The organism is Sphingomonas sp. CCH21-G11 (assembly GCF_001555965.1).
In the GTDB taxonomy this organism is placed as follows: domain Bacteria; phylum Pseudomonadota; class Alphaproteobacteria; order Sphingomonadales; family Sphingomonadaceae; genus Sphingomonas.
In genome coordinates, this window is sequence record NZ_LSHX01000001.1 from 1 (window position 1) to 22,083 (window position 22,083).

Annotated in this window: 23 protein-coding genes; 17 read left to right on the plus strand and 6 right to left on the minus strand. The window is 66.6% G+C overall.

All coding sequences use genetic code 11. From position 1 onward, the window contains the following. Positions 1-1,217: glycosyltransferase family 4 protein (locus AX676_RS00005; protein ID WP_066480520.1), on the plus strand; the 1,217-nt coding region annotated here is incomplete at its 5' end. A 24-nt stretch (positions 1,218-1,241) separates the two neighbouring features. Here AX676_RS00005 and AX676_RS00010 read toward each other — a convergent pair. The 3 genes from AX676_RS00010 to AX676_RS17570 form a co-directional block, all read right to left on the minus strand. After that, positions 1,242-1,865: an FKBP-type peptidyl-prolyl cis-trans isomerase gene (locus tag AX676_RS00010; RefSeq protein WP_066480518.1), complete on the minus strand. Its 624-nt coding sequence runs from the start codon at positions 1,863-1,865 to the stop codon at positions 1,242-1,244. A 206-nt stretch (positions 1,866-2,071) separates the two neighbouring features. After that, positions 2,072-2,278 (minus strand): 30S ribosomal protein S21, encoded by a 207-nt coding sequence (gene rpsU, locus AX676_RS00015; RefSeq protein ID WP_066480517.1) that lies wholly within the window; start codon positions 2,276-2,278, stop codon positions 2,072-2,074. A 150-nt stretch (positions 2,279-2,428) separates the two neighbouring features. After that, a complete protein-coding gene (locus tag AX676_RS17570; RefSeq protein WP_156437758.1) occupies positions 2,429-2,596 on the minus strand; it encodes a hypothetical protein in 168 nt (55 codons plus the stop codon). A gap of 113 nt (positions 2,597-2,709) precedes the next feature. On the opposite strand from AX676_RS17570, the gene AX676_RS00020 reads away from it, so the two are divergent. Both AX676_RS00020 and AX676_RS00025 read left to right on the plus strand, forming a co-directional pair. After that, positions 2,710-4,011, plus strand: a complete 1,302-nt coding sequence (locus AX676_RS00020; protein ID WP_066480516.1) for a dicarboxylate/amino acid:cation symporter — start codon at positions 2,710-2,712, stop codon at positions 4,009-4,011. Further along, a complete protein-coding gene (locus AX676_RS00025) occupies positions 4,008-5,297 on the plus strand; it encodes an MFS transporter (protein ID WP_066480515.1) in 1,290 nt (429 codons plus the stop codon). The genes AX676_RS00020 and AX676_RS00025 overlap by 4 nt, the downstream gene beginning before the upstream one ends. Here AX676_RS00025 and AX676_RS00030 read toward each other — a convergent pair. The 3 genes from AX676_RS00030 to AX676_RS00040 all read right to left on the minus strand — a co-directional run bounded on the left by AX676_RS00030 (position 5,294) and on the right by AX676_RS00040 (position 9,682). After that, a complete protein-coding gene (locus tag AX676_RS00030) occupies positions 5,294-5,683 on the minus strand; it encodes a response regulator (RefSeq protein ID WP_066480513.1) in 390 nt (129 codons plus the stop codon). The two genes, AX676_RS00025 and AX676_RS00030, sit on opposite strands and share 4 nt — an antisense overlap. Before the next feature lie 64 nt (positions 5,684-5,747). Continuing rightward, the gene (locus tag AX676_RS00035) at positions 5,748-8,012 is read right to left on the minus strand and encodes an ATP-binding response regulator (protein WP_197417067.1); all 2,265 of its coding nucleotides are present in this window, start codon (positions 8,010-8,012) and stop codon (positions 5,748-5,750) included. 254 nt (positions 8,013-8,266) lie between these two features. After that, positions 8,267-9,682: a GGDEF domain-containing phosphodiesterase gene (locus AX676_RS00040; protein WP_231726026.1), complete on the minus strand. Its 1,416-nt coding sequence runs from the start codon at positions 9,680-9,682 to the stop codon at positions 8,267-8,269. A gap of 415 nt (positions 9,683-10,097) precedes the next feature. Between AX676_RS00040 and cysD the strand changes: the two genes are divergently transcribed. From cysD to pgeF, 14 genes are all read left to right on the plus strand, one after another. After that, positions 10,098-11,036 (plus strand): sulfate adenylyltransferase subunit CysD, encoded by a 939-nt coding sequence (gene cysD, locus AX676_RS00045; protein ID WP_066480512.1) that lies wholly within the window; start codon positions 10,098-10,100, stop codon positions 11,034-11,036. After that, positions 11,036-12,958 (plus strand): sulfate adenylyltransferase subunit CysN, encoded by a 1,923-nt coding sequence (gene cysN / locus AX676_RS00050; RefSeq protein WP_066480511.1) that lies wholly within the window; start codon positions 11,036-11,038, stop codon positions 12,956-12,958. The genes cysD and cysN overlap by 1 nt, the downstream gene beginning before the upstream one ends. Then, entirely contained in the window at positions 12,955-13,695 is a 741-nt protein-coding gene (locus AX676_RS00055; RefSeq protein WP_066480509.1) for a 3'(2'),5'-bisphosphate nucleotidase CysQ, read from the plus strand. The genes cysN and AX676_RS00055 overlap by 4 nt, the downstream gene beginning before the upstream one ends. 76 nt (positions 13,696-13,771) lie before the next feature. Further along, a complete protein-coding gene (locus tag AX676_RS00060; RefSeq protein ID WP_066480508.1) occupies positions 13,772-14,605 on the plus strand; it encodes a class I mannose-6-phosphate isomerase in 834 nt (277 codons plus the stop codon). 79 nt (positions 14,606-14,684) lie between these two features. Further along, positions 14,685-15,059: a hypothetical protein gene (locus tag AX676_RS00065; RefSeq protein ID WP_066544018.1), complete on the plus strand. Its 375-nt coding sequence runs from the start codon at positions 14,685-14,687 to the stop codon at positions 15,057-15,059. Between the two features lie 64 nt (positions 15,060-15,123). Then, a complete protein-coding gene (locus AX676_RS00070) occupies positions 15,124-16,014 on the plus strand; it encodes an HpcH/HpaI aldolase/citrate lyase family protein (protein WP_066480506.1) in 891 nt (296 codons plus the stop codon). Positions 16,015-16,171: 157 nt separating this feature from the next. Then, the gene (locus AX676_RS00075) at positions 16,172-16,510 is read left to right on the plus strand and encodes a P-II family nitrogen regulator (protein ID WP_066480505.1); all 339 of its coding nucleotides are present in this window, start codon (positions 16,172-16,174) and stop codon (positions 16,508-16,510) included. A 96-nt stretch (positions 16,511-16,606) separates the two neighbouring features. Next, complete coding sequence (gene glnA / locus AX676_RS00080; RefSeq protein WP_066480503.1) at positions 16,607-18,019, plus strand: type I glutamate--ammonia ligase; 1,413 nt, start codon at positions 16,607-16,609, stop codon at positions 18,017-18,019. A 236-nt stretch (positions 18,020-18,255) separates the two neighbouring features. Next, positions 18,256-18,468, plus strand: a complete 213-nt coding sequence (locus AX676_RS00085; protein WP_066480633.1) for a cold-shock protein — start codon at positions 18,256-18,258, stop codon at positions 18,466-18,468. A 124-nt stretch (positions 18,469-18,592) separates the two neighbouring features. Then, entirely contained in the window at positions 18,593-18,778 is a 186-nt protein-coding gene (locus AX676_RS00090; RefSeq protein ID WP_066480502.1) for a hypothetical protein, read from the plus strand. Positions 18,779-18,873: 95 nt separating this feature from the next. Then, positions 18,874-19,752 carry a prolipoprotein diacylglyceryl transferase gene (gene lgt, locus AX676_RS00095; protein ID WP_066480501.1) on the plus strand — a complete coding sequence of 293 codons (879 nt, stop codon included), beginning with the start codon at positions 18,874-18,876 and terminating at the stop codon, positions 19,750-19,752. Between the two features lie 98 nt (positions 19,753-19,850). After that, positions 19,851-20,822 carry a class I SAM-dependent methyltransferase gene (locus AX676_RS00100; protein ID WP_082730862.1) on the plus strand — a complete coding sequence of 324 codons (972 nt, stop codon included), beginning with the start codon at positions 19,851-19,853 and terminating at the stop codon, positions 20,820-20,822. After that, positions 20,819-21,328 carry a GNAT family N-acetyltransferase gene (locus AX676_RS00105; protein ID WP_066480498.1) on the plus strand — a complete coding sequence of 170 codons (510 nt, stop codon included), beginning with the start codon at positions 20,819-20,821 and terminating at the stop codon, positions 21,326-21,328. The genes AX676_RS00100 and AX676_RS00105 overlap by 4 nt, the downstream gene beginning before the upstream one ends. After that, positions 21,325-22,077 (plus strand): peptidoglycan editing factor PgeF, encoded by a 753-nt coding sequence (gene pgeF / locus AX676_RS00110; RefSeq protein ID WP_066480497.1) that lies wholly within the window; start codon positions 21,325-21,327, stop codon positions 22,075-22,077. The genes AX676_RS00105 and pgeF overlap by 4 nt, the downstream gene beginning before the upstream one ends. Positions 22,078-22,083: the final 6 nt, after the last annotated feature.

Consider the following 22,083-nt stretch of genomic DNA (forward strand, 5'->3'; position numbering starts at 1 on the left):
CGATGAATGCCGCCTCCCCCGCCCCCGCCGACCTGCCGAATGCAGGCGTCGACACGCCGTTTGCACGGTTGCTCGCGCGGTTGCCGCGACGGTTGCGCGGACCCGGCTATGCGCTGCTGCGTCGCCCGGCCCTGCGCGCGATCGCTGCCGACCGCTCGACCCGGCCCCTCGCGCTTCTCGCCACCCACGACCTGAGCCGCAGCGGCGCACCGCGCACCGTGCTGGAAATTGCCGCGCCGCTCCTCGAACAGGGATATCGCGTCATCGTGTTCAGCATGGCTGAAGGGCCGATGCGCGGGGCGTTCGAGGAACTGGGCATCCCGGTGCTGATCGATCCCACGCCGGGTGCGACATCGGCCTATCTGCGCGACCTGGCCGATCGCGCGACGATCGCACTGTGCAACACCGTCGTTACGGCGGGCTTCGTCGCAGCCTGGGGCGACCGCGTCCCGACAATCTGGTATCTGCACGAACTCAGCCTGCTCAAGGACCTGATCGATCGCGGCCGGCTGCGCCTGCCCTTCGCGCGTGCCGCGCGGGTCTGGTCCGGGAGCGAGATCAGCGCGGCGATCGCGCGTGCGGGCAGAGCCGATGTCCGCGTCTTCCCCTATGGCATGGCGCCGATCGGCGAAGCGCCGCCGCCGCGCACCGACGGACAGCTGAGGATCGGGGTGTTCGGATCGGTCGAAGCGCGCAAGGGCCAGGACCTGCTCGCCGACGGCCTCGAATTGCTGAACCCGGCGCAGCTTGCCGAGCTCGACGTCCGCGTCTTCGGCCGCGTGCTCGATCCCGCGTTCGCCCGGCCGGTGCTCGCGCGCGCCAAGGCACAGGGCCTGTTCGACTATGGTGGCGAGCTCGATGCCGCGAGCTGCCATCGCGCCATGCTCGACGTCGACGCGGTTCTGGTGTGCTCGCGTGAGGATACGCTGCCGCTCGTATCGCTCGATGCGCTGGGCTGCGGCCGCGTGCTCATGCTGCTGCCCGGCGTCGGCACCCGCAACTGGATCACCGACAATGTCAGCGGATTGATCGCCGCGGATGCCAGCGGACCGGCGGTGGCCGAACTGCTTTCGCGGGCGCTCGCCAGCCGCGCGCGGCTGCCCGAAATCGCCGCGGCCGGCCGCAACGTGTTCGACCGGCATTTTTCCCAGGCCGAGTTCCGGCAGCGGCTGCTCGCCGAGATCGCCGAGCTGACCGGCGGCGCCGGATCGGCCTAGCCGCCGATCAGGACGTCGCGGGGGTCAGCGCACGCCCGGGGGCGGGCCACCGGGGCCGCCGGGGCCGCCCGGAATGCCCTGTTGCTGGAGCTGCTGCTGCATCTGCATCTGACGAACGACCGCCTCGGGCACGAAGTCGATCATCTCGACATCGAAGATCAGCAGCGAGTTGGCCGGCATGGCCTCGCGCCCCGTTTGCGGGTCGGTACGCGCCTCCGCGCCATAGGCCAGCTCGGGCTTGATCCAGAAGCGGAACTTGGCGCCCTTCGGCATCAGCTTCAGCCCCTCGCCGAAACCGGGAACGACCTGCGCCGGCGACATCGGGGTCGGCTGGCGGCTGGCGTCAAAGGTCTCGCCGTTGCGAAACGTGCCGGTGTAGTTGATCAGCGTCAGGTCGGTGTCGGTCGGGGTCGGCCCCTCGCCCGGTTCGATCACGCGATATTGCAGGCCGCTCGCGGTCTCGACGACGCCCGGTTGGCCACGATTCCACGCCAGGAACTGTTCGTTGGTGCCGCGCGTCGCGACCACGCTCGCGGTCCCCTGCCACGCCAGCGCCACCCCCGACAGGGTGGCGGCCGCGATGCCGATCCACAGCCAGACGAGATAGCGTCGCTTGGTCGGTGCGATGGGGACGGCAGTGATCGACATGGAGGTTTCCCGATTTGGTGACGGTGCGTCGCGGCGGGCAAATTGCGCGAATTGCCGCGAAGGGCAAGGGCGTCGACGCCCGACCGCATCAAAAACGCGCAAGAAAAAGGGAGCGGCACGATGATCGTGCCCCTCCCCGTTTCGATACTCAGGTCATCGATCGATCGATTTGCGCGACATCTGTGCCGCGAAAACCGCAAATCCGATCAACGGACGCCGTCGCGCTCCGCACGCTTGCGGTCCATCTTGCGCGCCCGGCGGATCGCGGCCGCACGCTCGCGCGCGCGCTTCTCGCTCGGCTTCTCATAGTGACGACGGAGCTTCATCTCGCGATAAACGCCTTCACGCTGCAGCTTCTTCTTGAGCGCCCGCAGCGCCTGGTCGACGTTATTGTCGCGCACGATGATTTGCATAAAGCCGTCGGACTCCGAATTTGTTCTCAACAGAGAATCTGGTTCTCAATAGAATAGGGTTCGCCGGAACGTGGGTTCGCGACGTTATCGCGGCCCCTAACAGCGTTGCATGTCGATTTCAAGCGATTCCGCCCACAGGCGGCACGCCGATCAGCGGCGGCGCTCGACCACCCATTTCCGCTTGGCCAGACGGCGCATCGGCACCCCGCAATGGGCGCAGCGGCTGACATACTGGTCGCCATCGGGGACGGCGCGCGCCGCATCGCGCTCGTGACGGCCCTGAACGCAACCCACCAAACCGACAACGCGACTGATCATCACAACGACCGCTCGAACAATCTACAAGGTGGCGCCCGCTAGCCGATTGGCGCGCGCTTGCAAAGTGCATCGTTGCGCCGCCCGCCAAGTCGGGCCAGAAAGGGCCGCAATCCATGGTCACCCCCGTCGATCCCCCTGTCGCGCCGGCCGCACCCTCCGCCAGGCCGCGCTGGTGGCGACATCTTTACATCCAGGTATTGGTCGCGATCGCGGCCGGGGCGATCGTCGGCCATTTCTGGCCGGATTTCGGTACCGCGCTCAAGCCGCTGGGCGATGCGTTCATCAAGCTGGTCAAGATGATCATCGCACCCGTCATCTTCCTGACGCTGGTCACCGGCATCGCGGCGATCCGCGACCTGGCCGAAGTCGGGCGCGTCGCCGGCAAGGCATTTGCCTATTTCATCACCGTCTCGACGCTGGCGCTGGTCGTCGGGCTGATCGTCGCCAACACGGTCCGGCCCGGTGCCGGGCTGAACATCGATCCCGCGACGCTCGATCCCGCCGCGACCGCCGACTATTCGGCCAAGGCGCACGAGACCACGCTGACCGGATTTCTGCTCGACATCATTCCGACCACGCTGGTCAGCCCGTTCACGGGCGGCAACATCCTCCAGGTCCTGCTGGTATCGATCCTGTTCGGCGTCGCGTTCGTGCTGGTCGGCGATCGCGGCCAGCCCGTGCTCGACCTGCTCGAGCGGTTGAGCGCGGTCGTATTCCGGATCGTCGGGTTGTTGATGCGGCTGGCACCGGTCGGCGCATTCGGGGCGATCGCCTTCACCATCGGCCAGTACGGCCTTGAAAGCCTGGTCGGCCTGGGCAAGCTGGTCGCGACCTTCTATGCGACGTCCCTTCTGTTCGTGCTGCTGGTGCTGGGCGCGATCGCACGTGCGGCCGGTTTCTCGATCCTCCGGCTCATCCGCTATCTGCGCGCCGAGCTGCTGCTGGTGCTCGGCACCTCCTCGTCGGAGGCGGCGCTGCCGGCGCTGATCGGCAAGATGGAGGACGCCGGCTGCGCCAAGGCGGTCGTCGGCCTGGTCGTCCCGACCGGCTACTCCTTCAACCTCGACGGCACCAACATCTACATGACGCTGGCCGCGCTGTTCATCGCACAGGCGACCGGCGTCGACCTGAGCCTGGGCGACCAGCTGCTGCTGCTCGGCGTCGCGATGCTGAGTTCCAAGGGCGCGGCGGGCGTGACCGGGGCGGGCTTCATCACGCTCGCCGCCACGCTGTCGATCGTGCCGTCGGTGCCCGTCGCCGGCATGGCGCTGATCCTGGGCGTCGACCGCTTCATGAGCGAATGCCGCAGCCTGACCAACTTCATCGGCAACGCGGTCGCGACCGTCGTCGTCGCGCGCTGGGAGGGCCAGCTCGACCGGGCGCAGCTGGATCGCGCGCTCGCACGGTCGACATGAGCGGTGCGGCCCCGGCGCGGTCGACACGGCTGCGTTCGATCATCGGCGGATCTGCGGGCAACCTCGTCGAATGGTATGACTGGTACGCCTATGCGGCGTTCACCCTTTACTTCGCGCCGCATTTCTTTCCCGCCGCCGATCCGACGGTGGAGCTGCTCCAGGCGGCCGGGGTTTTCGCGCTCGGTTTCCTGATGCGGCCGATCGGCGGCTGGCTGATGGGCGTCTATTCCGACCGCCACGGCCGCAAGGCCGGGCTGACCCTGTCGGTCACGCTGATGTGCGCCGGATCGCTGTTGATCGCGCTGACGCCGGGCTATTCAACGATCGGCATCGCGGCGCCCGCTTTGCTGCTGCTCGCGCGGCTGATGCAGGGGCTGTCGGTCGGCGGCGAATATGGCGCGAGCGCGACCTATCTGTCCGAGATGGCGGGCGAGAAGCGACGGGGATTCTTCGCCAGCTTCCAGTATGTCACGTTGATCGCGGGGCAGCTGCTCGCCTTGGGCGTGCTCCTGATCCTGCAGCGCGTCATGGCCGCCGACGCGCTCGAAGCCTGGGGCTGGCGCATCCCGTTTGCGATCGGCGGGCTGCTCGCGATCAGCGTGTTCTGGCTGCGGCGCGGACTGGCCGAAACCGAAAGCTTTCGCAATGCCGACCGCGCAGCGACACGGCGCTCGGGTTTCGTCGCCCTGCTGCGCGAACATCCGCGTGAGACGTCGACGGTGATGCTGCTGACGGCGGGCGGCACGCTCGCCTTCTACGCCTATTCGATCTACATGCAGAAATTCCTGGTCAACACCTCGGGCTTCTCGAAACCGACCGCATCGGCGATCAGCGCGGGCAGCCTCTTCGGCTTCATGCTGCTCCAGCCGATCGTCGGCGCGCTGTCGGACCGGGTCGGGCGCAAGCCGCTGATGGTGGCCTTTGGGGTGCTCGGCGTCGCCTTCACCTGGCCGATCTTCACCACGCTGGAAACGGTCCGCGATCCCTGGCTCGCCTTTGCGATCGTGATGGGCGCGCTCGTCATCGTCAGCGGTTACAGCGCGATCAGCGGCGTGGTGAAGGCGGAGATGTACCCGGCGCACATCCGCACGCTCGGCGTGGCGCTGCCCTATGCCGTGGCCAACGCGGTGTTCGGCGGGACTGCGGAATATTTCGCGCTATGGCTGAAGAACGCCGGGTGGGAGCGCGGCTTCTACCTCTATGTCACGGTGATGATCGGCGTCTCGCTGATCGTCTATCTGCGCATGCGCGACACCCGCCGCCACAGCCTGATCGTCGAGGACTAGAGCAGCATCCCGTCGCCGCCGCGCGTCGCGATGATCCGGCCGATCGCCTCGAACAGCGCATCCATCGCGACCGGCTTGAACAGCACCTCGTCGGCGCCGACCTCCAGGCAGCGTTCGCGCAGGTCGACCGCCGCATCCGCGGTCACCACGATCACCGGCACATGTGCCTTGGCGTCGGCGCGGGCGCGGATGCGGCGGATCGCCTCCATCCCGTCCATGCCGGGCATGCGCAGGTCGACGAGCACGACGTCGAACGCCTCCTCGTCGATGCGCTGCAGTCCTTCTTCGGCCAGCGACGCCTCGACCATCGTCGCACCCGCGACGTCGAGCATGTCGCGGACGACCCGCCGATTCATCGGATCGTCCTCAATGAACAAAATGTTCACGACCCTTGCTCCGATCGTGACGGCCAGGCGGTTTTGCGCTTCATCTTGCCTCTCCCCCTACGCCTCACGCCGCCTGCGGCACAAGGGGAGAAGGGGTCGCGTCGGTCGCCGCGCGCTCAAACAGCGCTGCGACGAGCGCGCGCGCGGCGATCGGTTTGGCGAGGAAAAGGTCGATCCCTGCCGCGTCGGCGGCGACACGATCCGCCTCATCCGGTGCCGCCCACAGGATCGCCGTGCGTGCACCCTGTGTCGAGGCAACGGACGCAAGACGTTGCATTGCCGGAACAACCTCACCCGACTGTGCCAGCGTCGCCTGATCGATCAGCACGAGCGCGAGACGGCGTGAGGCGAGCATGGCGAGGGCTTCGTCCGGATCGCTCGCCAGGATGACCGACCCTGCATGGGGCTCGAGCAGCGCCTTGAGCGTGTTGCGCGCAATCGGGTTGCGATCGACGATCAGGAGGCCGGAATCGCCGTCCGGCACGCTTGCGGTCGGGGCGACCGCATCGATTCGCGGCAGCCGCACGATGAAGGTCGAGCCCACTCCGGGCGTGCTTTCGACGTGGATCGACCCGCCGAGCGCGACCGCCAGGTTGCGGCAGATCGCCAGCCCCAGCCCGGTGCCGCCGAACCGCCGGGTCGTGCCCGCGTCGACCTGTCGGAACGATTCGAAGATCATCGCCTGCTTTTCGGCTGGAATACCGATCCCGGTGTCGCTGACGCGAATCTCGATCCAGCGTGCGTCGTCGGTATCGAGCTGCGCCACCGCCAGGGTGATGCCGCCTGCCTCGGTAAACTTGATCGCATTGGACAGGAGGTTGAACGCGATCTGGCGCAGGCGCGCTGGATCGGATTCGATCCAGCCCGGCGCCTCGGCAAGCGCGAGCGTGAAGTCCAGCCCCCGCGCCTCGGCCTGTTCGCGCCACATGCGAGACACGTCGGTCAGCGTCGCGACCAGGTCGACGGGCATTTGTTCGACCGTCAGGTTGCCGGTCTCCATCTTGGCGACATCCAGGATGTCGTCGACCAGCGCGCGCATCGTCACGCCGGCGCCATGGACCACGCCGATCCGGTCGCGCATTTCGTGGCCCAGCCGCGGATCGGCCAGCATCACCTGGGTCATGCCGAGGATGCCGTTGAGCGGGGTGCGGATTTCGTGGCTGGTCGTCGCCAGGAACTCGGTCTTCGCCGCGAGGGCCTTTTCGAGCGCGAGATTGCTGGCGGCCAGCCCGGTGTTCGCGGCCCGGACCTCGTTGCGGCTGCGGCGAAGCTTGACGACGCCGAAGCTGAGCAACGCGATCACGACCGTGACGGCTGCGGCGATCGCGGCGAACAGGATCCATTGCAGCCGCGCGCGCGCACGCTCGAAATCGATGCTGCGCTTGAGTTCTTCCGCCTTGAGCTGAGCGATGCGCAGCTCCTGGTTCTGGAAATCGAAGCGTGCCGACATCAGCGCCGAGCCGGTCGATGCGGCGACGCGAGTCGCCTCGTCGTTCAGCCGCTTGGCGGCTTCGAGATGCTGGAGCGCCAAACGCGTCTCGCCTGCACGCGCAAAAATGTCATGCGCGAGCGCGTGCGCCTCCGCAAAGGGCGCGTCGGTCGCGGTGATGTCGACCCCGCTGAAGCTCTCCGCGATCAGGCGTCGCGCAACGCCGAGGTCGCCACGCGCCAGCGCGGCCTGGGCACGCAGCGCCAGCGAATTGTGGCTGGTCCCGCCGGTCAGGGCGACTTCTTCACGGATGACCTTTTCGGCGCGGGCGATCTCGCCCGATTCGAGCAGGTTGCGGGCGACGTTGCGCAATACCTGGGATTCGATGCCCACGCTGCCCAGCGTGCGCGCGAGCGCCAGTGCCGACTGATATTCGCGATCTGCTTCGGCGAACTTCTCGACCTGTCGAAGGACGTTGCCGCGGTTATTATGTGCGGCAATGCGAACCGCCGGGTCGCCGGCATAGATTTCGGCCGATTGCTGATAGTAGCGCGCCGCCCGGTCGAAATCCCGCGCCTCGCGATACAGCCAGGCGATGCCCTGCAGGCTGATCGCCTGACTGCGCTTGTCGTCTATCGATCGGAAAACGGTGAAGGCCCGCTGATAGCTCTGCAAAGCTTCGGCCGGCTGCGAGCCGGCAATTTGAATGGCAGCGAGCGAAAGCAGCAGCTTGCCGCGAAGTTGAAGATCGTCGCCACTCCTGCGCACGAGCGCCAATCCCGCGTCGATATACGGCCTTGCCTGTTCCGGTCGATCAAGCCGCGTCAGCGCCTCTCCCTTAAGTCCGTTGGCTATCGCAATGACGTGAGTTCGCTCCGGCGTGATCGAAGCGGTACGCATTCTGGCGAAAATCCGATCGGCGATCGACAATGCTCGCGTAGGATCGGCAAACATTGCCGCCTCGGCCGCGTGGATCATCCGGTCAGTCTCCCGGTCGGAGCCACTATGTTCGGATCGGGCTGGCGTAGCAAAGCTCAGCGCAGCCACCGCCAGTGAAGAAACTGTGATTGCCGCGAAGCGGGACCGGAGCGTCTGCAAGCCCATGTCTCAGGTGATGCCAGAATGCGGTTAACCACTGGCTAAAATCGGCGGTATCAGGAGCTGGAAAGCTTTCGGCGAAAGGTGGGTCGCGGGCGCTGGATCGGTGGCAAGTGGCGGTCCTCGCGCAGATAGGTGAGGAATGCTGCCATCTCGATCGGACGGCTGAGCAAATAGCCCTGGACCATGTCGCAACCCATCACCGACAGCAGTGCGAGCGTTGCCGACGTTTCGACCCCCTCGGCGGTGACTTCCATCTCGAGCGCATGCGCGAGGTCGATGGTCGAACGAACGATCAACGGGTCACGATTGCTGCTGGTCAGCTGCGTGATGAACAGCTTGTCGATCTTCAGCTCGCCTGCGGGCAGCCGCTTCAAATAGGCGAGCGAGGACAATCCGGCCCCGTAATCGTCGATCGCCAGCGCCACGCCGATATCGGCAAAAAGCTTGAGGTGCGCGATCGCCGTGTCGGGATCGCGAATGACCGCCGTTTCGGTGATCTCGAAACCCAGCTTCGCATTCGACCCCCGTATCAGATCGCGGGCCTGATCGACGAAGCGACGGTCGCCCAGCAGCGTACCCGAGATGTTGACGAAGACCGGGATCGCGAATCCGGCGTCCGCCAGGACATGATACTCCCGGATTGCCTCTTCCAACGTCCACAAAGTCAGCGCGGTGATCTGTCCGGCCTGCTCCGCGAGCGGAATGAAATCGCCCGGCAGGATCAGGCCCCGCAACGGATGGCGCCAGCGGATCAGCGCCTCGGCACTGACCACCTGCTCGCGCCGGACATTGATCTTCGGCTGGAATTGCAGGAACATTTCGCCGCGCCGGATTGCGGCGTTCAGGTCATGGAGAAGCGCGAGCGGGTCCTCCTCCCCCTCCTGCCGGAGGTCGCGCAGCGCCACCATGCCGTCGCCCGCTTGCCGAAGCGCAGCTTCGGCAAATTCGATCATTCGGATCGGATCGCTTGCGCCGCGTTCGGCCATCGCCGCGCCGACGCGCACCTGCACCGCGCAGAGTTCATCGCCGACCAGGATCGGCGACGCCAGCTTCTGGCGAAGCCGGTCAAGCAGCGTCGCGACGTCCGCGTTGCTTGCCGCCGACCCCGTGACCTCGATGCAATCGCGCCCGAGCGTCCGGGCGCGCAGCGATGAACTGAACGCGGCGGCCTCCACCGCCAGCTGCTCGGCCACGCGTTCGGCGCGCATGACACCAATCGCGCGACGCAACATCGCGTAATCGGCAATGCGCACGATCGCATAGAATTGGATCGCCCCCTCGGGCGTGTCCGCACGGCTGTCCGCGCGCGCGATAGATTTCACCGACGCGGCGGAGCGCCGGGCGACGACGCGGTCGGCGCCGGGCGATGTCGACTTGCCAGGCTTCGGCTTTGCGCGGGCGTCGTTCGCCACGGCAAGGCTCTGGGCTTCGGCAGACGCCGTGCGCGCAAGGTCGGCAGCTTTGCTCATTCATCCTTGCCCTAGCGTCCCAGTCTTGAACGAACGGTTAAACTGGCCCGCATCCGTCCCGAAATCGGCCCGAATTACGTTTGTTCCATGCTTAATTTTTTGTTAAGAAAGACATGGCGCTTCACGCGCAAATCGGAGAATGACAATGTTCGCTTTCTTTTCACTCGCGTTTCGCGACACGTACGGCGAAGAAATTCGTCCCTACTGACGAACGCAGTCCGGGTCGGGCTGACGAAGTGCCGACCCGGACGTTTCGGTGATGTTGACGGGATGACGTCAAGGGCTCAAGCCTTTGAGCAACCGTTTCTTTTGCTTGAAAGCGGAGGCATGCGTCGGCGGCGGCTAAAGCAGATCTGCACGGCCGCGCAGCAATTCCTTCTTTCATGATCGGGGCGCCGGGGCCACCTGCTCGCATATGGCGCTTGTCGATCTCGAACTGGATTCCACGCCGGCGAATCGGCGCTTGACCCACCTCCAGCAGCTGGAGGCGGAGAGCATTCACATCCTGCGCGAAGTGGTTGCCGAGGCCGAACGGCCCGTGATGCTTTATTCGATCGGCAAGGATTCGGCGGTGATGCTGCATCTGGCGCGAAAGGCGTTCTATCCCGCGCCGCCGCCCTTCCCGCTCCTTCACGTCGACACCACCTGGAAATTCCGCGCGATGTACGCGCTGCGCGAAAAAGCGGCGGCGGACGCGGGGATGGAACTGCTCGTCCACCAGAATCCGGAGGCCAAGGCGCGCGGCATCAACCCGTTCGACCATGGCGGGCTGCACACCGACATGTGGAAGACGGAGGGGCTCAAACAGGCGCTGGTCAAATACGGCTTTGACGCGGCATTCGGCGGCGCGCGGCGCGACGAGGAGAAGAGCCGCGCCAAGGAACGTGTCTTCAGCTTTCGCACCGCCAACCACCGCTGGGACCCCAAGGCGCAGCGTCCTGAACTGTGGCGCCTCTATAATGCCCGCAAGGCGCGCGGCGAATCGATCCGCGTCTTCCCGCTGTCCAACTGGACCGAACTCGACATCTGGCAGTACATCCTGGCCGAGAATATCGAGATCGTGCCGCTCTACTTTGCTGCGCCGCGCCCGACGGTGGTTCGCGACGGCATGATCCTGATGGTCGACGACGACCGCTTCCGCCTCGCCCCCGGGGAAGTGCCGGTCGAACGCTCGGTCCGCTTCCGCACGCTCGGCTGCTACCCGCTGACCGGCGCGGTCGAAAGCACCGCCGATACGCTGACCGCCGTGATCCGCGAAACGCTGCTCGCCACGACGTCGGAACGTCAGGGCCGTGCGATCGACCATGACCAGGCCGCCAGCATGGAGAAGAAGAAGCAGGAAGGGTATTTCTGATGGCGACGGCCCCCGCCTACGCCCCCGACGCGATGATCGCGGAGGACATCGACGCCTATCTGGCCGCGCATCAGCAAAAGTCGCTGCTGCGTTTCATCACCTGCGGGTCGGTCGATGACGGCAAGTCGACGCTGATCGGCCGCCTGCTCTATGACAGCAAGATGATCTTCGACGACCAGCTCGCCGCGCTGGAAGCTGATTCCGCCCGGGTGGGCACGCAGGGCGCGAACATCGATTTCGCGCTGCTCGTCGACGGGCTGGCCGCCGAGCGCGAACAGGGCATCACCATCGATGTCGCCTATCGCTTCTTCACCACCGAACGCCGCAAATTCATCGTCGCCGATACGCCGGGGCACGAACAATATACCCGCAACATGGTGACGGGTGCGTCGACCGCGGACCTCGCCGTCATCCTGATCGATGCGCGCAAGGGCGTGCTCACCCAGACGCGGCGGCACAGCTTCCTCGCGCACCTGATCGGCATCCGCCACGTCGTGCTGGCGGTGAACAAGATGGATCTGGTCGGCTATGACCCGTCGCGCTTCGACGCGATCGTTGCCGATTATCGGGCATTCGCAGCCTCCATCGGCATCGCCGATTTCACCGCGATCCCGATCTCCGGGCTGGCGGGCGACAATATCGCGGCGGCGTCGGACGCCATGCCCTGGTATCGCGGGCCGACGCTGATCGAGCATCTCGAGCAGGTGGAGGTCGACAGCGACAGCGCCGCGGCCCGGCCGTTCCGGATGCCGGTGCAATGGGTCAATCGCCCCGATCTCGACTTTCGCGGCTTTGCCGGCATGATCGCCGGCGGCCGTGTGCGGCCCGGCGATCCGGTCCGCATCCTCCCCTCGGGACGCGAGACGCGGATCGCGCGCATCGTCGGCTTCGACGGCGACCTGGATGTCGCGGTCGCAGGCCAGTCGGTGACGCTGACGCTTGCCGACGAAGTCGATTGTTCGCGCGGCGACGTCATCGCCGCGGCCGATGATGCGCCCCAGCTGGCCGACCAGTTCATGACGCGGATCGTCTGGCTCGATGCCGAGCCGCTGCTGCCCGGGCGGTCCTATTGGATGAAGATCGGCACGCGGATGCTGAGCGCCACCGTCCAGCCGCCGCGTGCGGTCATCGACGTGAACACCATGGCCGAGCTGTCGGCGGCGACGCTCAGCCTCAACGACATCGGCATCGCGGAGGTCTTTGTCGACCGCAACATCGCGTTCGAGGCCTATCGCGACAATCGCGACCTGGGCGGGTTCATCCTGATCGACCGGATCACCAACGCGACCGTCGCCGCCGGGATGATCGACTTCGCGCTGCGCCGCAGCCAGAATATCCACTGGCAGTCGATCGAGGTGACGGGCGAGGCGCGCGCCGCGATGAAGCACCAAAGCGCGCGCGTGCTGTGGTTCACCGGGCTGTCGGGTTCGGGCAAATCGACCATCGCCAACCTGGTCGAAAAGAAGCTCCACGCGCTCGGCAAGCACAGCTACCTGCTCGACGGCGACAATATCCGCCATGGGCTCAACCGCGACCTGGGCTTCACCGACGCCGACCGGATCGAGAATATCCGCCGCGTCGGCGAAGTCGCCAAGCTGATGGCCGATGCCGGGCTGATCGTGCTGACCGCCTTCATCTCGCCCTTCCGGGCCGAACGCGACCTGGTGCGCGCGATGCTGCCGGCCGGCGCGTTCATCGAAATCTTCGTCGACACGCCGATCGAGGTGGCAGAGGGCCGCGATCCCAAGGGGCTCTATCGCAAGGCGCGCGCGGGCGAGATTGCCCATTTCACCGGGATCGACAGCCCCTATGAAAGGCCCGAAGCGGCGGAGATCGTCATCGATACCACCCGCCAGAGCGCGGAGGAGGCCGCCCAGCAGATCGTCGATTCGATCATCGGCATCTGGAGCCCGGTGATTTGACCGCTGGCGCGCAAAGCGACGTCGCTCTTGCGCGGGATATCGCCGAACGGGCGGGCGCGCTGCTGATGGACCTGCGGCGGACGTCGGGACTGGCGGGTCCGGCGCTCGGCGCGGCGGGTGATCGCGCCGCCGACGACCTGATCCACCAGCTGCTCGCCGGCGCGCGCCCCGACGACGCGATCCTGTCGGAAGAACGCGTTTGCGATCGGTCCCGGCTCGACCGCAGCCGGGTCTGGATCGTCGATCCGCTCGACGGCACCCGCGAATATGCCGAGGGGCGCGACGATTGGGCGGTGCACGTCGCACTGGCGATCGAGGGTCGCCCCGCAATCGGCGCGGTGGCGCTCCCCGCGCTCGGCCGCGTCTTCGCCAGCGATCCGCCGTTTCCCCTGCCCGCACCCGCCCCGCGCCGCCGCATGGTCGTCAGCCGCACACGTCCGGCCGAGGCATGCGGCCCGCTGTGCCAGGCGCTTGATGCGGAGACGATCCCGATGGGATCGGCGGGAGCGAAGGCGATGGCAATCCTGATGGGCTCCGCCGACATCTATTTCCATTCGGGCGGGCAGTATGAATGGGACAATTGCGCCCCTGCCGCGGTCGCAATGGCGGCGGGCCTGCATGTCTCGCGCATCGACGGGTCGCCGATTCGCTACAATCAGCCCGAGCCGTCGGTGCCCGACTTCCTGATCTGTCATCGCGCGGATGCCGACCGGATTCTTCGCCTGATCGCCGCGTGATTGCGCGATCGAACTCGACAGGCGGTTGATCCGTTCATATCGCGCACGCCAAGGTGCGAAACGTCGGAGACATGAGATGAGCACACGCGCGATGACGACCCGGCTGGTCGAAAAGCCATGGGGACGCCACCGGCTCTGGCCCGGCTTTGCCGATCCGGCGCCCGACCGCGAACCGGTCGGCGAGGCCTGGTTTCAGGACCCCGAAGGGGGGAATTTCGAGCTTCTGGTCAAATATCTTTTCACCAGCGAACGGCTGTCGGTTCAGGTTCATCCCGACGACGAGCGCGCCCGCCGTGCCGGCTATCCGCGCGGCAAGGACGAAGCGTGGCTCATCCTGGCCGCCGAGCCCGGCTCGACGATCGCGCTCGGCACGCGCGAGCCGCTTTCGCATGATGAACTGCGCACCGCGTCGCTCGACGGATCGATCGAAGGGCTGCTCGACTGGAAGCCGGTGCGCGCAGGCGACTATTTCTATTCGGCGGCGGGCACCGTCCACGCGATCGGCGCCGGCATCACGCTGATCGAGGTGCAGCAGAATGTCGACCTGACCTATCGCCTCTACGATTATGGCCGCCCGCGCGAGCTGCATCTGGAGGAAGGCGTCGCGGTTTCCGACGCGCGGCCCTTCGTCGCGCAGTCGACGCCGATCGCGCTCGGCGGGGGCCGTACCCTGCTTTCGCCCGGCCCCAAATTCGTGCTCGAACGCTGGTCGGCGGGCGACCGCACCCTCCACCTTCCGCCGGGACGTGAAGGATGGCTGGTCCCGATCACCGGCTCGGGCCAGGCGGACACGCTGGCCTGGCGAGCGGGCGAATGCCTGTTGCTTCAGGGGACGGCGCGGATCGACGCCGCCGACGGCGCCGACCTGTTGATCGCGTGTCCTGGCGACGCGCCATTGCACGTGACCTGAAGCGACCGGCCGGGCAAAGAACTGGCCCGGCCGTCACGTGGCCCTTGGCCTTTTCTTTCGCATCTGCGAAGGCGACGTCATGCTGTTGCAGATCTTCAAATTCGCGTTTGTGCTGGCCCTGGCGGCAGTCCTTTTTCTCGCGCTGACCGTCACGCCATGGGCGGGCATGGTCGAATCGGACACGGTCCGCCACGGCTTCGCCTTTCTGGTGCTGCCCGTGCTCGCGACGATCGGCTGGCCCCGCCTGTCGCCGTGGGGGCAATTTGCGATCTTTGCCGGGTTCGGGGCAGCGATCGAACTGGTCCAGGGCTATATGGCGATCGGCCGCGTCGCCAGCCTGGACGACTGGATCGTCGATCTGATCGCGCTTTCCGCCGCCCTGCTCGCGATGGAGGTCCTGGCGCTGCGTCACCGCGTGATCGCGGTCGCCGCCCCGCGCCCGCGGCACGTTTGACCCTTTTCCCGACGCCGCCGAACGGGCATGTCGCGGGGTGAGCCACACCTTCCGCGGAGCCCCGATGTCGCAAGCCCTTACTGCCCGCTCGCTGTTGTTCGCGCCGGGCGACTCGGAGCGCAAGATCGCGCGCGCGGGCACGAGCGGCGCCGACCTGATCCTGATCGACCTGGAAGATTCGGTCGTCGAAGCCAACAAGCCCGCTGCGCGCGCCGCGGTGGCCGAACATCTTCGCGCCGGCCCCCGCCCCCAGCCGCAATGGGTGCGGATCAACCCGCTTGACGGCCCGCACGCGCTGGCGGACCTTGCGGCAGTGGTTGCGGCGCGGCCCGACGGCATCATGCTGCCCAAGGCGACGCGCGCCGACGCCGACCGGCTGCACCATTATCTCACCGCGCTCGAAGCTGCCGCCGGCCTGCCGCCGGGCGGCATCGCGGTGATCGCAATCGCGACGGAGACCGCACCCGCGTTGTTCGGCCTCGGCGACTATGCCGGCACGCCGCGGCTTGCCGCCCTCACCTGGGGCGCGGAGGACAGCGCGACCGCGCTCGGCGCGACGGGCAATCGTGACGAGACGGGCGAGTACGACTTTCCCTACCAGCTGTTCCGCGCGCTGTGCCTCGCGGGGGCCGCGGCGGCGGGCGTCGCCCCGATCGAGACGATCCACGCCGATTTTCGCGACCTCGACGGCCTGGCGCGGGTCGCCGCCCGGGCGCGCCGGGCCGGGTTTCGCGGCATGATGGCGATCCACCCCGACCAAGTGCCCGTGATCAATGCGGCATTCAGTCCCTCCCCCGCCGAAATTGAACAGGCGCAGCGGATCGTCGCCGCCTTTGCCGCCGCGCCGGGCGCGGGCACGATCGGGATCGACGGCGCGATGTTCGACCTGCCACACCTGAAGCGCGCGCAGGCGGTGCTGGCCATGGCGTCGGTGCACGACACGCCGGCTGCTTGATCGGCGTGCATCCCGATGCGCCTGCCTAATTGCTAGGCAATGATGACGCCTGCCCGGCGCGACGGCACCGCACGAAACTGCGCCTCGCATGGCTGGCACGCTTGTTGTAACATGGCTGCGCAGTCACCGGGGCAAGCACATCACGAGGGGTCAGCGCGTGAAGAAGATCGAGGCCGTCATCAAGCCGTTCAAGCTCGATGAGGTGAAGGAAGCGCTGCACGAAGTCGGCGTCAGCGGCATCACCGTCACCGAAGCCAAGGGCTTCGGGCGACAGAAGGGACATACCGAACTGTATCGCGGTGCCGAATATGTCGTCGACTTCCTGCCCAAGGTGAAGCTTGAGGTGGTGATCGAGGACGGGCTGGCCGACCGCGTGGTCGAGGCGATCGCAAACTCGGCGCAGACCGGCCGCATCGGCGACGGCAAGATCTTCGTGATTCCCGTCGAGACCGCGTTGCGCATCCGCACCGGCGAACGGGACAACGACGCGATTTGACGCGGCGCAGCATTCTTGTGAGACATATCGCGTCGGCCGCAATTTCATTGTGCGATTCGCGGCGAGCGGTTTTCCAGACGAAAGGGATGAATTGAGATGGCCAATAACGCCGGCACGATCCTGAAGATGATCAAGGACCAGGAAATCGAGTGGATCGACCTGCGTTTCACCGATCCCAAGGGCAAGTGGCAGCACCTGACCATGGTGGCCGGCGTGCTCGGCGAGGATGAGCTGACCGATGGCCTGATGTTCGACGGGTCGTCGATCGAAGGGTGGAAGGCGATCAATGAGTCGGACATGATCCTGCGCCCCGATCTCGACGCGGTCTATGTCGACCCCTTCTCGGCCACGCCGATGCTGGTGCTGTTCTGCGACATCGTCGAGCCGTCGACCGGCGAGCTGTATGCCCGCGACCCGCGCTCGACCGCGAAGCGGGCCGAGGCGTATCTGAAGAACACCGGGATCGGCGACACCGTCTATGTCGGGCCCGAGGCCGAGTTCTTCATGTTCGACGACGTCCAGTTCGAAACCGCCTACAACACCAGCTACTTCAAGATCGACGACATCGAGCTGCCAACCAATTCGGGCAAGGCGTATGAAGCCGGCAACCTGGCGCACCGTCCGCGGGCCAAGGGCGGCTATTTCCCCGTTGCGCCGGTCGACAGCGCGGTCGACATCCGTGCCGAGATGGTCTCGACGATGATCGAGATGGGCCTGCCCTGCGACAAGCACCACCACGAGGTCGCCGCGGCGCAGCACGAGCTGGGCCTGACCTTCGGGACGCTCACCACCACCGCCGACCGGATGCAGATCTACAAATATGTCGTGCACCAGGTCGCGCAGGCCTATGGCAAGACCGCGACCTTCATGCCCAAGCCGATCAAGGACGACAACGGGTCGGGCATGCACACCCATATGTCGATCTGGGACAAGGGCACGCCGCTGTTCGCGGGCAATGGCTATGCCGGTCTGTCGGACATGTGCCTGTATTTCATCGGCGGCGTCATCAAGCATGCGCGCGCATTGAACGCCTTCACCAATCCCACGACCAACAGCTACAAGCGGCTGGTGCCGGGGTTCGAGGCACCCGTGCTGCTCGCTTACTCCAGCCGCAACCGCTCGGCGTCATGCCGTATCCCCTATGGCACCGGGGCCAAGGCCAAGCGCGTCGAATTCCGCTTCCCCGATGCGCTCGCCAACCCCTATCTCGCCTATTCGGCGCTGCTGATGGCCGGCCTGGACGGCATCCAGAACAAAATTCATCCCGGCGAGGCGATGGACAAGAATCTCTACGACCTGCCGCCCGCCGAGCTGGTCAACGTGCCGACCGTCTGCGGTTCGCTGCGCGAGGCGCTGATCGCGCTGCAGGAGGATCATGATTTCCTGCTGAAGGGCGATGTATTCAGCAAGGACCAGATCGAAGCCTACGCCGAATTGAAGTGGAACGACGTTATCCGCTTCGAAACCACGCCAAGCCCGGTCGAATACGACATGTATTATTCCGGCTGATCGACGGATCGATATCCCGATCGACGGGCGTCCGGGATACCGGGCGCCCGTTTCTTTTTTGGCGGGTCACGGCACTGCAGCTTGCTATTTTGCCCGATCGCGCCCATATCGCGGGCGCTACAGTCGCAAATCGACGGTCTTTTGGAGCTTTGCGGCCCCTCATTCCTTCTTTCCCTGCCCCTTGCAGCGCGAGGTCGCTCGACGTCCGGGCGGCCGACAACATGAAGGAAATGAACATGAGCACCGTCGGAACCGTCAAGTTTTTCAACAGCGACAAGGGTTATGGCTTCATCGCCCCCGACAATGGTGGCCAGGACGCCTTTGTCCACATCACCGCGGTCGAGCGCGCCGGCATGGCGACGCTGAACCAGAACCAGCGCGTTTCGTACGAGCTGGAGCAGGACAAGCGCGGCCGCACCAGCGCGGTCAATCTGCAGGCTGCGGACTGATCCGGTCCCGGGCGCGTCGTCCGCGGCGCGTCCGGCCCCTCCGATCGAACCATCCGGCCACTGGTGCGTTGTCACCATTGACCCTGCCCGCACTTTTCGCGCGCACCCAAGAAGGAGGGCCCGCATGACCGTTCTCACCTATCGCCAACAGGCCGAACGCGCGCGTACCGAAGCCGAGAACGCAACGCTCGCCAATGTCCGCGATCGCGCGCTGCGTGCCGAAGCCGCCTGGATCGGCATGGCCGAGCGCCAGGAACGCGTCGAAACCGCCCGCGCCGCGCGCGAAGCGCGCGATCAGGTCACCGCCTGACCCGCCTTTGCCGGTAGCGGCATGCGGATAAGCGCTTGGGTTTGACCTGACAGCCCGGTAAAGCGGCGGCATCGCCCTTTGCCGGAGCCCATATCTTGATCCTGCCCCTGCTCGCCGCCAGCACCGGCCATCTCCAATTCACCGATCTCGGGCTGGATCCGGTGGCGCTCGACCTCGGCTTCTTCCAGCTCAAATGGTATTCGCTGGCTTATATCGCCGGCATCCTGATCGGCTGGTGGTATCTGCTCAAGCTGCTCGACCAGCCGGGCGCGCCGATGGCGCGGCGTCATGCCGACGACCTCGTCTTCTACGCGACGCTCGGCATCATCCTGGGCGGGCGGCTTGGCTATGTCCTCTTCTACGCGCCCGACCTGTTCGCCAATCCGATCCGAATCCTGCGGCTGTGGGATGGCGGAATGTCCTTTCACGGCGGCGTCATCGGCACCTCGATCGGGATCATGCTGCTGGCGCGCAAGCACGGGCTCAACTGGCTGCGCGTCCATGACTATGTCGCATGCGTCGTCCCGTTCGGCCTGTTTTTCGGTCGTATCGCCAATTTCGTGAATGGCGAGCTGTGGGGCAAGCCGACCGACGTCGCCTGGGCGATTGTCTTTCCGCGCACCGTTGCGGGCGGGCTCGATCCCGCACGTCATCCGAGCCAGCTGTACGAGGCCGGGCTCGAGGGCATCGTGCTGTTCCTCGTCCTCGCCTTCTTCTTCTGGCGAACCCGTGCGCGCTACGAGCCCGGCCGGCTGGTCGGCATCTTTCTGCTCGGCTACGGCGTCGCCCGTTTCTTCGTCGAGTTCTTCCGCGAACCCGACCAGCAGTTCGAGGGCACGTTCTTCGCCACGACGATCCATATGGGCCAGCTGCTCTGTCTGCCGATGATCGCGGGCGGCGTGTTCCTGATCGCCACCGCCAGGTCGCGACGCCACCGCGTCGAGGCCGTCGCCGGCCAGGAAAGCATCGCCTGAAGGGGCGCGCGGCCGTGTCGTCCGACGCCGAAGGCACGTTGCCCGACCGCCTGGCCCGCGCGATCACGCTGGCCGGTCCGATCCCGCTGTCGCAGTTCATGCAGGCGGCGAACGCCGAATATTATGCGACGCGCGATCCGCTGGGTGCGCGGGGCGACTTCACCACTGCACCCGAAATCAGCCAGATGTTCGGCGAGCTGATCGGCCTTGCGCTCGCCGACCTGTGGGATCGCGCCGGGCGCCCCGATCTGCGCTATGTCGAATATGGGCCCGGCCGCGGCACGCTCGCCGCCGACGCGCTGCGCGCGATGGCGACGGTCGGGCTGACCCCGCCGGTTCATTTCATCGAGACGAGCCCGGTCCTGCGCGCGGAACAGGCGGAACGCGTGCCCGGTGCCGAATGGCATATCGACCTGTTCAGCGTGCCCGACGACGTGCCGCTGATCGTCGTCGCAAACGAATTTTTCGACGCGCTCCCGATCCGCCAGCTGATCCGCACCGGCGATGGCTGGCGCGAACGGCTGGTCGCGTGCCAGGACACGCTCTTTCTGCCGATCACGGGCAGGGACAGCTTCGACGCGGTGGTGCCACCCGCCTTTGGCGATGCGCAGCCCGGCGATATCCTGGAAACCTCGCCCGCCGCGGTCGCGACGATGCGCGGGCTCGCCCGTCGGCTGGTGGCGGGCGGCGGCGCGGCGATCATCCTCGACTATGGCTATTCAGGTCCGGCGATCGGCGATACGCTTCAGGCCGTGTCCGGCCACGCCTTTGCAAATCCGTTCGAGCAGCCGGGCAGTCGCGACCTGACCGCGCATGTCGATTTCGCGACGCTAGCGGAGGCGGCACGGGCCGAAGACGCGCTCGCGTACGGCCCGGTCGATCAGGGGCAGCTGCTCGTCGCGCTCGGCATCGACACGCGCGCCGCAGGGCTGGCCCGCACCGCGCCGGAGCGCGCGGACCAGATCGCCGCCGACCGCAATCGCCTGGTCGCGCCGGATCAGATGGGCGCGCTGTTCAAGGGGCTGGCGGTCACCGCGCCGGGCTGGCCCGCACCCGCGGGGTTTGCATGACGATCGTTTTTCGCGATGCGGTGGCCGAAGACGCCCCGGCGCTCGCCAAACTGGCGCGCGACAGCTTCACCGAAACCTTCGGCCACCTCTATCATCCCGACGACCTCGCGCTGTTCCTGGCCGGGCACAGCACGCCACGCTGGCATGACGAGCTGACCGACCCCGCATTTCGCGTTCGGGTCGGCGAGGCGGACGGTGCGGCGGTTGCCTATGCCAAGGTCGGCCCGCCCAGCCTGCCCTTCAAGCCGCGCGGTCCCTCGATCGAACTGCGCCAATTCTATATCCTCAAGCCCTGGCAGGGCTCGGGCGCTGCGGCCGAACTGATGGCGTGGGTGATCGATACCGCGCGGGCCGGCGGCGCGAGCGACCTCTATCTCTCGGTCTTCACCGACAATCACCGTGCCCGGCGCTTCTATGATCGCTACGGCTTCGAAGCGGTCGGCCCCTATGTCTTCAAGGTCGGCAACCATGAGGACGAGGACATCGTCATGCGGCTGGCGCTGTGAACGTCGAGGTCGTCCGCGCGCCGGCGCTTGCGGGCGTGCGCCACGGTTTTCTCGGCCGGCGGGGCGGGGTATCTACCGGCATCGTCGCCGGGCTGAATGTCGGGCTGGGCAGCGCGGATGATCCGGAGGCGATTGCCGAAAACCGCCGACGTGCCTTGGCCGCGGTCGCGCCGGGGGCGGCGCTGGTCACGGTGTATCAGGTTCATTCCGCCGACGTGGTCACCATCGACGACGTACCCGCCGAACGCCCGCGCGCCGACGCGCTGGTCACCGCAACGCCGGGCCTCGCCCTCGGCATCCTCACCGCCGATTGCGCGCCGGTGCTGTTCGCCGATGTTGACGCGGGTGTGATCGGCGCCGCTCATGCCGGGTGGAAGGGCGCGATTGCCGGCGTCACCGATGCGACAATCGCGGCGATGGAGGCGCTGGGCGCGGATCGCGGCCGCATCGTCGCCGCGATCGGCCCGTGCATTGCGCGGGCGAGCTATGAGGTCGACAACGGCTTCGTCGCGCGGTTTTGCGATCAGGACCCGGCGAATGATCGCTTCTTTTCCCCCGGGCGGCCGGACCACGCGCAGTTCGACCTGGAAGCCTATGTCGCGCACCGGCTCGCCACCGCCGGGTTGCGGCGGGTCGAGCTGCTTGGGCTCGACACCTATGTGGACGAAGACCGCTTCTACAGCTTTCGCCGCGCAACCCATCGCGACGAGCCCGATTATGGGCGGCAGATCAGCCTGATCGCGTTGTGACCCCCC

Bases quoted from the DNA above. Each gene is read 5' to 3' on its own strand.
- AX676_RS00035 (WP_197417067.1), bottom strand. From the start codon at position 8,012: ATGCGTACCGCTTCGATCACGCCGGAGCGAACTCACGTCATTGCGATA.
- AX676_RS00105 (WP_066480498.1), top strand. From the start codon at position 20,819: ATGACGATCGTTTTTCGCGATGCGGTGGCCGAAGACGCCCCGGCGCTC.
- AX676_RS00060 (WP_066480508.1), top strand. From the start codon at position 13,772: ATGAGCACACGCGCGATGACGACCCGGCTGGTCGAAAAGCCATGGGGA.
- AX676_RS00085 (WP_066480633.1), top strand. From the start codon at position 18,256: ATGAGCACCGTCGGAACCGTCAAGTTTTTCAACAGCGACAAGGGTTAT.
- cysN (WP_066480511.1), top strand. From the start codon at position 11,036: ATGGCGACGGCCCCCGCCTACGCCCCCGACGCGATGATCGCGGAGGAC.
- AX676_RS00010 (WP_066480518.1), bottom strand. From the start codon at position 1,865: ATGTCGATCACTGCCGTCCCCATCGCACCGACCAAGCGACGCTATCTC.
- AX676_RS00065 (WP_066544018.1), top strand. From the start codon at position 14,685: ATGCTGTTGCAGATCTTCAAATTCGCGTTTGTGCTGGCCCTGGCGGCA.
- rpsU (WP_066480517.1), bottom strand. From the start codon at position 2,278: ATGCAAATCATCGTGCGCGACAATAACGTCGACCAGGCGCTGCGGGCG.
- AX676_RS00070 (WP_066480506.1), top strand. From the start codon at position 15,124: ATGTCGCAAGCCCTTACTGCCCGCTCGCTGTTGTTCGCGCCGGGCGAC.
- AX676_RS00090 (WP_066480502.1), top strand. From the start codon at position 18,593: ATGACCGTTCTCACCTATCGCCAACAGGCCGAACGCGCGCGTACCGAA.
- AX676_RS00025 (WP_066480515.1), top strand. From the start codon at position 4,008: ATGAGCGGTGCGGCCCCGGCGCGGTCGACACGGCTGCGTTCGATCATC.
- AX676_RS00100 (WP_082730862.1), top strand. From the start codon at position 19,851: ATGCAGGCGGCGAACGCCGAATATTATGCGACGCGCGATCCGCTGGGT.
- cysD (WP_066480512.1), top strand. From the start codon at position 10,098: ATGGCGCTTGTCGATCTCGAACTGGATTCCACGCCGGCGAATCGGCGC.
- glnA (WP_066480503.1), top strand. From the start codon at position 16,607: ATGGCCAATAACGCCGGCACGATCCTGAAGATGATCAAGGACCAGGAA.
- AX676_RS17570 (WP_156437758.1), bottom strand. From the start codon at position 2,596: ATGATCAGTCGCGTTGTCGGTTTGGTGGGTTGCGTTCAGGGCCGTCAC.
- AX676_RS00040 (WP_231726026.1), bottom strand. From the start codon at position 9,682: ATGAGCAAAGCTGCCGACCTTGCGCGCACGGCGTCTGCCGAAGCCCAG.
- AX676_RS00020 (WP_066480516.1), top strand. From the start codon at position 2,710: ATGGTCACCCCCGTCGATCCCCCTGTCGCGCCGGCCGCACCCTCCGCC.